At 68.8% G+C, this 7,325-nt stretch carries 8 protein-coding genes; 3 read left to right on the top strand and 5 right to left on the bottom strand.

The features are described 5' to 3' along the window. Positions 1-335 precede the first annotated feature (335 nt). Positions 336-1,679: a CoA transferase gene (locus tag AC6CHX_RS17555; RefSeq protein WP_498273849.1), complete on the top strand. Its 1,344-nt coding sequence runs from the start codon at positions 336-338 to the stop codon at positions 1,677-1,679. On the opposite strand, the gene AC6CHX_RS17550 is transcribed toward AC6CHX_RS17555, so the two are convergent. Genes AC6CHX_RS17550 through AC6CHX_RS17540 form a run of 3 tightly spaced genes read right to left on the bottom strand, consistent with a single transcriptional unit; the run spans position 1,664 to position 4,781 of the window. After that, positions 1,664-2,458, bottom strand: coding sequence for a DUF4184 family protein (locus AC6CHX_RS17550; RefSeq protein ID WP_498273848.1), 795 nt, complete (start codon positions 2,456-2,458; stop codon positions 1,664-1,666). The genes AC6CHX_RS17555 and AC6CHX_RS17550 overlap by 16 nt on opposite strands. A 28-nt stretch (positions 2,459-2,486) precedes the next feature. After that, entirely contained in the window at positions 2,487-3,788 is a 1,302-nt protein-coding gene (gene tyrS / locus AC6CHX_RS17545; RefSeq protein WP_498273847.1) for a tyrosine--tRNA ligase, read from the bottom strand. A 39-nt stretch (positions 3,789-3,827) separates the two neighbouring features. After that, on the bottom strand, positions 3,828-4,781 hold the full coding sequence (locus tag AC6CHX_RS17540; RefSeq protein WP_498273846.1) for an aldo/keto reductase: 954 nt from the start codon (positions 4,779-4,781) through the stop codon (positions 3,828-3,830). A 53-nt stretch (positions 4,782-4,834) separates the two neighbouring features. Here AC6CHX_RS17540 and AC6CHX_RS17535 point away from each other — a divergent pair, with 53 nt between their 5' ends. Beyond that, positions 4,835-5,191 (top strand): MerR family transcriptional regulator, encoded by a 357-nt coding sequence (locus tag AC6CHX_RS17535; RefSeq protein ID WP_498273845.1) that lies wholly within the window; start codon positions 4,835-4,837, stop codon positions 5,189-5,191. 7 nt (positions 5,192-5,198) lie between these two features. Here the strand turns inward: AC6CHX_RS17535 and AC6CHX_RS17530 are convergent, their stop codons facing one another. Both AC6CHX_RS17530 and AC6CHX_RS17525 read right to left on the bottom strand, forming a co-directional pair. Continuing rightward, positions 5,199-6,026: a hypothetical protein gene (locus tag AC6CHX_RS17530; RefSeq protein WP_498273844.1), complete on the bottom strand. Its 828-nt coding sequence runs from the start codon at positions 6,024-6,026 to the stop codon at positions 5,199-5,201. Beyond that, complete coding sequence (locus tag AC6CHX_RS17525) at positions 6,023-6,667, bottom strand: SatD family protein (RefSeq protein WP_498273843.1); 645 nt, start codon at positions 6,665-6,667, stop codon at positions 6,023-6,025. The genes AC6CHX_RS17530 and AC6CHX_RS17525 overlap by 4 nt, the downstream gene beginning before the upstream one ends. A 75-nt stretch (positions 6,668-6,742) precedes the next feature. Between AC6CHX_RS17525 and AC6CHX_RS17520 the strand changes: the two genes are divergently transcribed. After that, entirely contained in the window at positions 6,743-7,312 is a 570-nt protein-coding gene (locus AC6CHX_RS17520; RefSeq protein WP_240745039.1) for a DUF1349 domain-containing protein, read from the top strand. Positions 7,313-7,325 lie beyond the last annotated feature (13 nt).

The following is a 7,325-nucleotide window of genomic DNA, read 5'->3' as shown; positions in this document are numbered from 1 at the left end:
CACCCTGTCCCGCTTGTCAAATCGGCGCGCCGTGCAGATCAGAGATCCGCAGCGCAGCTGATGACAGCCGCAGAAGAGGTGGATTCCCTATCCTAGACGCAAGTGCCTGATCTCTCAAGTGAGAGTGGATCGGGAGTGGTTCTCCGCTTGAGGGGGGTGAAGCTCTTGGCTCCTCCGCTTCCCTGTGGGGCGAACAAGTAATAAGTTACGTGGGTTCCGGGGTTCTGGCAAATCGGGGCATACCGCCCGGGCGTGTCGCCTGAGCGCCCCAGGTGCTTTACGCCGGATCAGCCGCGGTTTCCGGCGCAGCATCCCCTCGAGAGTACGATCTGGCCATGTTCCCGACCACCGTTGACCCGGCCATCAGCCCGGGAGCCGCCCTGCTCGATCGGGTCAGGATCCTGCTCGATCTCCGCCCCATCAATCGCGCGCTCGACGCCCACGCCGCGGTCCCGCTCCCCTCTCGGCTGGCGACCGGCGAACTCGCCTGGGCCAGTGTCGCCTCGGCCATGCTCTCCGCAGGCCGCTCCCCCGCGGCCATCGACCCCCACCGTGCGGCGACCGCCTATCGGAGCGACCGCGTGCTCTCGATCGACGGCGTCGCTCCCCCGGTGTGGTCGCCCTACTCGGGGTTCTGGCGGACCGCGGACGGGTGGATCAGGACCCACGGCAACTACCCGCATCACGCGACTGCCCTGTGTACCGCTCTCGGAGTGCACGATGACGCCGACGCGGATGCGGTTCGGGCTGCGCTCCACGAACGGGCGACGGCGGAGGCCGTCGCAGCGGTCACGCGCGCCGGAGGGCTCGCCGTCGCCGTGACCGCCGAGGATCCGGCGATTGATCGAGCGCTCCGTGATGCGCCGCTTCTCGACGTCCGACACATCACCGGCGCCACACCTCGCTACCGGCGGCCCGAACGCGCAATGCCGACGCACGACGATCGTCTCCCCCTCGCCGGTATGCGCGTGCTCGACCTCACCCGCGTAATCGCCGGTCCCGTGTGCACCCGCACGCTCGCTCTCCTCGGCGCGGACGTTCTGCGCATCGATCCGCCGCACCTCCCGGAGCCCGAGTGGCAGCACCTCGACACCGGTCACGGCAAGCGCTCGGCTCGGCTGGATGCGCGCACGCCGCAGATGCACGAGTTGCTCGCAGCTGCCGACGCCGTCGTGCTCGGTTATCGCCCCGGGGCGCTGGACCGGCTGGGGCTCAACCCCTCCGTACTCGCCGAACGCTATCCGGGCCTGATCATCGCGCAACTCAGTGCCTGGGGTACCGAGCATCCCGATCGCGCCGGCTTCGACAGCCTCGTGCAGGCAGCATCCGGTATCGCGCTCGTCGAGTCACCGGACGGCGACCGCCCCGGCACGCTTCCCGCCCAGGCGCTCGACCACAGTGCCGGATACCTGCTCGCCGCTGCGGTGACCACGCAGCTTCTGCGCCGCGCACGCGAAGGCGGTTCCTGGTACACCGGCACCTCACTCCGCCGCATCGCCGCCGAGCTCCTCGGGATGCCGCGCCGCCGGGAGCCGGAAGACGACGTCGAGTTCGATGTCGGCCCGCACCTCGCGCGCTTCGAGGTCGACGCCAGATCCCTCGTCACCGCGCGACCGGCGATGACCGGACTCGAGTTCGACGCCCCGCACCCCTGGGGGTCGGATCAGCCGATCTGGTGACGACGCCCGCGAACCGCCAGCACGATGCAGAGCACGAACGTGATCGCACCCCACACGGCACACGCCGGAGGCAGGACCCGATAGGCCAGATGCTGCACGGTGAACTCGGCGTCGATGGGGCCGAACGCGATGATCCCCCAGACGAGCGCGGCGACCAGGATCACCGGAAGCGAGACCCACCACGCGATGCGCAGCCCCTGCGGCAGCGACTGCGTGACATCCGCTCGCGCGTCCCGCCGACGCAGCCACAGCAGCGCCCAGACGCCGATGATCAGCAGGCCGATCACACTCGACCCGTGCTGGAGCCACTTGAATCCGGGCAGCGGACCCCACATCGCATCGAGACCGGGGAGCAGCTGCACGCCGGCACGACCCTCGTGTGTGAAGAGATCCCACAGGATGTGCGATGCCACGCCGATCAGGAAAGACACCGCGAGGAGCACCGGGTACCCGCGCTTCTCCCCCACGCCGACGGCTCGCCCCGCGGCTTCCGCACCGCCCTCGCTCCAGTCCTCCGGAAGCCGACGCGCCAGCCACAGCGGCGCGAGTTCCGGCACCGCCGGTCGCAGGATCACGCGCCAGAGGAGGAAGAGGACGAAGGCGAGCAGCGCCGTCCACAGGATGTTGCCGAAGGTGTGGGTGAACGAGTAGTTCAACCCGACACCGCGCACGAACAGCGGCAGATCCGGGGTCATGGCGCCGATCGCGATCGCCGCGGGCACCAACGGTGTCCGGATGAACGGCAGCGCGACGAGCGCGTGGCTGGGAGTGAAGGGCATGCGGCGCCGCTATCCGAAGAGCGAAGGCTCAGCCGAGGAAGACGCCGGCGAGAGTCTTCTTGCCGCGGCGGAGGACGGACACTCCCCCGGGAAGAGTTCCCTGGACCGTGGCGGCATCGTCTTCGACACGTTGACCGTCGAGCGTGACACCGCCCTGGGCGATCGCGCGCCTCGCCTCGGAGAGACTGGCGACCAGGCCGGTCGCGACCAGAGCCTCGACCACCGCAGTGCCGGGCGCGACGGTCGCGTTGGGAAGCTCTTCCAGCGCGGTGCGAAGCGTCGCCGCGTCGAGCGCGGTCAGATCGCCCTGCCCGAACAGCGCCTCGGATGCCGCGATCACCGCCGCCGCGGCGTCGACACCGTGCACGGTCACCACCACCTCGAGCGCGAGACGCTTCTGGGCGGCGCGCCGGAAAGGCTCGGTCGCCACGAGTTCCGCGTACTCCTCGATCTCCGCTCGGCTCAGGAACGTGAAGACCTTCAGACGGTCGATGACGTCGGAATCCGCGGTGCTCAGCCAGAACTGGTACATCCGGTAGGGGCTGCACATCTCGGCGTCGAGCCAGACGGCATTGCCCTCGCTCTTGCCGAACTTCGTGCCGTCGCTGTTGGTGATCAGCGGAGTGCCGATCGCATGCACCGACGCTCCCTCGGCGCGGCGGATCAGGTCCGTCCCGCTGGTGAGGTTGCCCCACTGGTCGGACCCGCCCGTCTGCAGCACGCAGTCGTACTGGCGGTACAGCTCGAGGAAGTCCATCCCCTGCAGGATCTGGTAGCTGAACTCGGTGTAGCTGATGCCCTCGTCGGAGTTCAGACGCGCAGCGACCGCATCCTTCTTGAGCATCGTGCCGACACGGTAGTGCTTGCCGATCTCGCGGAGGAAGTCGATCGCGCTCAGCGGCGCCGTCCAGTCGAGGTTGTTCACGATGCGGGCCGCGTTGTCACCCTCGAAGCTCAGGTAGCGCTCGACCTGCGTGCGCAGACGTCCCACCCACTCCTCGACGGTCTCCCGCGTGTTGAGGGTGCGCTCCGCTGTCGGACGCGGGTCGCCGATCAGACCGGTGGAACCACCGACCAGGCCGAGAGGCTTGTGCCCGGCGAGCTGGATGCGACGCAGCGTCAGGAGCTGCACGAGGTTGCCCAGGTGCAGGCTCGGCGCGGTCGGATCGAACCCGCAGTAATACGTGATGGGGTCTCCCGCGAGCAGGGCGCGCAGCGCCTCCTGGTCGGTGGACACCTGGACCAGGCCACGCCACACGAGTTCGTCCCACACGTTCTCGAACGTGGGGTCGATCGCCTGGGGTGCGGTCGTCAGAGCGGGAGTTGACACGCGTTCCAGGCTATCAGCGCAGAGCAGCACCGAATCGCCTCAGACCGGCTCGTCGAGGCGCTCGATCTCCTCGACGGACAGGGTGATCGACGCGGCATCCAGCGCGACATCCAGCTGATCGAGCTTGCTGCCACCGAGGATGGGACGGATGCCGCGCGCGAGCTGCCACGCCAGCACGACCTGCCCTCGGCCGAGACCCCGCGCCGCCGCGATCTCGTCCAGCACCGCGAGCCGACGTGCAGTCCCGGGGTGGTCGTACACCTCGGGAACCGGCTTCTCCGGATTGTCGTAGGCACCCGAGAGCAGCGGGGTGTACGCCCAGATCTCGATCCCGTTCGCCCGGGCGAAGTCGCGTTGCTCGTCGCTCAGCACACCGAAGGGGTGAGCGACGCCGGGCGGAAGCGTCCCCGGACGCGTGCGCAGGTACGTGCTGTTCAACTGGAACGCGTCGATGGGCACGCTTCCGATGGACCTCGCGTGCGCACGGGCGCGCTCGATGCGCCAGGCCGGGTGGTTGGAGGCGCCGACCCGGCTCACCGTGGCGTCGGCGGTGAGCTCCGCGAGAGCGTCCACGGTGTCCTCGATCGCGACCGCCCGATCCTCCTGGTGCAGCCAGAGCAGGTCGATCCTGTCGACGCCCAGGCGTTCGAGACTCCCGTCGACCGCAGCGCGGATCGCGCGCGGAGAGAGTCCGGTCCGGCGCTCGGGCCAGGATCCGGGCCAGAGGGGTTCGGCGCCGACCTTGGTGGAGATACGGACCTGCGCGCGTGCACCCGGTCGCGCTGCCAGCCATCGACCGAGCACCGCCTCGGAGGCCCCTCCGTGCCCCGTCCCACTGGCCCAGAAGCTGTAGCAGTCGGCGGTGTCGATCCAGATGCCGCCGCGTTCGACGAAGCGGTCGAGCAGGGCGAAAGAGGTCTCCTCATCGACGAGCGTTCCGAAGGACATCGCTCCGAGAACGAGCGGGGATACAGGGGTGTTCAGGTTGGTCATGACTTCACTGTGCAACCTGGAGCGCGCTCCAGGTCAAGCCCTATGCTCTGCTCATGACGACGTACACTCCGGCGGAGACCGCGGCCCGGTCCGGCTTCAGCATCGACACCCTCCGGTACTACGAGCGCGAGGGCATCCTGCCCGCGGTGTCGCGCACGGCCGGCGGACATCGCGCGTACACCGATGCCGAACTCGGACTCCTGGAGTTCCTCAAGTGCCTCCGCGAGACCGGTATGCCGGTGGAACGCCTGCGCCGCTACGGTCGACTCTGCCAGCGCGAGGACACGATCCCGGAGCGGATCGCGCTTCTCGAGGAGCACGCGATGACCGTCGAGAAACAGCTCGCCGAGGTTCTCGCGCAGCAGCGGCGTCTCGCAGAGAAGCTGGACTGGTACCGATCGTTGGGCTGACCCGCCGTCAGCTGTGCGCCGCCCACCAGACGAGGAAGGCTGCGCCGAGGGCGATGACCCAGCTGACGAGGCTCCCCACGAGGAAGTACTCGGCCCTGGCGCCGGTCTCGCCGTCGCGCGAGATCTCCGGGAAGCGGACGATGCCCTTCGCCGCCAGCATCGCCGCGAGGATCGGGTACGCCGCGGCGAGCGTGAGGATCAGGGCGAGGATGCGCTCGAGCGGGCCGATCAGGCGCCCGCCCTGGAAACCGGTTCGGGGGTCGGGGGCGGTCGCCACCGCAGACGGCTGATCGTCGGTCGGTCCGGCGACCGTCGGATGCGGTTCCGTGGCGCGGGATGCGGCTTCGGGGACGGATGCGTCGTCAGAGCCGGAATCGGGCTCCGCGATCTGCTCCGCCGGACGCCAGGTGTGCTCGCCGTCGAGAGCCGCACGCACCACGAGGTTCGCGGACTCCAAGAGGAACGCCGTCACTCCGAGCACCAGGATCGCCAGATCGAATGTGACCTCACCGAACGGCGAACGCAGCTGCCACACCGCGCCGATGAGGCCGGCATGCGCTCGCCCACCCGTCCAGATCACAGCTCCCACGACGATGAGAGCGAGGACGACGGCCGGCCAGAATCCGGCGCGCGACGCTCGATCGTCGGGCATGCACCAGATCCAGAGCGCGCCGGCCACGAGCGCGGCGATCATCGGCAGCAGAGCGTCGCTGACGCTGCCGAGCAGCAGCAGCACGACAGCAGCGGCCAGATATCCGATCCAGCGACGGGGAACGAACTGCCGCACGAGGTCTGCGGCTCCGATGGCGAGCAGGATGAACCCGGCGAGGATCATGCCGACTCCTCCCTGAGCGCAGCGAGTCCTTCGATGAGCGCGGCGGATCCGGCGCGTCGCAGCGACTTCGAGATGCTCGGCTGGGAGATGCCCTCCTGCTCCGCGAGCTCCTGCTGCGATCGGCCGACCAGGCGCCCGTAGGTGAGTCGGCGCTCGCGCGCACTCATCGCTCCCACCAGCTCGTCACGCGCGAGCAGATAGGCGTTGGAGACCGCGATCGTCGAAGCCATGACCTCATCCTGCCCCGGCGCTCCGACAATCCAGGTGCGCGTCCGCGGCACGGCGCGCTGCTCACGGGAGTGCACGGTCTCGATCGCCGCGCGGGCGGCGTACCAGCCGGGCCCGTCGGCCAGTTCGCCGTGCACGGAGGCGACGGCGCGCACCTCCCCCACGCCGATGCCGAATCGGAAGGCGATCCCATCGGGCAGCAGCAGCTGGATCAGGAAGAGCGAGGTCAGCGCATCGCGGAGCTCCCGGTAGACGCCCTGCTGCTCGTCTCCCACCGTGGGGGTCAACGGCTGAACGGCCAGAGGAAGGTCGGTCTCGGCCTGCGCGATGGTCTCGTCCAGCACGCGCTGCGCCGCTCCACGATCCCCGAGCTCCCGGGATCCCACGATGTCTGCGATCACGGCTATGACCATGCGATAACCTTATCACGAATATTTGCTGATATATGCGTTATTAGGTTATGGATTGGAAATATGCCTCATACAAGCATGATTGCATGGTCCGAAGGAACCTGGACCCATGCCCCTGCCGCCGTGGAGGACGCCGAGCACCTCGACGTCACCGCCGTCGAAGGCAGCGACGCCTGGCGGCACACCGCATATGGATTCGTGCACGACACCGAGCACGCTCTGCTTGCCCCGCTCGCTGTGGGCGAGGCGATGGAGGTGTCGTTCCGTGCACCGTGGGACGGCCAGTTCGACCAGGCGGGGGTCTTCGTGCGTATCGACGACGAGCACTGGGTGAAGACCGGCCTCGAGTACGCCGACGATCATCTCGGGCTCGGTGCCGTCGTCACCGCCGGAGGATCCGACTGGTCGGTCGGATTCGTCGACGAGTGGCACGACCGAGAGATCACGGTGCGCGTGAGCCGGTGGGCGGATGCCGTGATCGTCCGGGCGCGCGCCGACGACGAACCGTGGCGGCTGGTGCGCGTCGCTCCGTTCGACGGCCAGGCTGCGGCGTCCGCCGGGCCTTTCCTCGCCGCACCGACACGTGCGGGTCTCACCGTACGGTTCACCCGATGGGAACGGTCGGCTGCCGACGCCGAGCTGCACTGAGCTCGAAAGGCCG

It is taken from the genome of Microbacterium sp. GQ128 (assembly GCF_059758615.1).
The sequence above is the reverse complement of the archived record's forward strand: the minus strand, read 5'-3'. Positions and strand labels throughout refer to the sequence as shown.

Coding starts and splice junctions, on each gene's coding strand:
- AC6CHX_RS17555 (WP_498273849.1), top strand. CDS start 336: ATGTTCCCGACCACCGTTGACCCGGCCATCAGCCCGGGAGCCGCCCTG.
- AC6CHX_RS17525 (WP_498273843.1), bottom strand. CDS start 6,667: ATGGTCATAGCCGTGATCGCAGACATCGTGGGATCCCGGGAGCTCGGG.
- AC6CHX_RS17550 (WP_498273848.1), bottom strand. CDS start 2,458: ATGCCCTTCACTCCCAGCCACGCGCTCGTCGCGCTGCCGTTCATCCGG.
- AC6CHX_RS17520 (WP_240745039.1), top strand. CDS start 6,743: ATGATTGCATGGTCCGAAGGAACCTGGACCCATGCCCCTGCCGCCGTG.
- AC6CHX_RS17540 (WP_498273846.1), bottom strand. CDS start 4,781: ATGACCAACCTGAACACCCCTGTATCCCCGCTCGTTCTCGGAGCGATG.
- AC6CHX_RS17535 (WP_498273845.1), top strand. CDS start 4,835: ATGACGACGTACACTCCGGCGGAGACCGCGGCCCGGTCCGGCTTCAGC.
- AC6CHX_RS17530 (WP_498273844.1), bottom strand. CDS start 6,026: ATGATCCTCGCCGGGTTCATCCTGCTCGCCATCGGAGCCGCAGACCTC.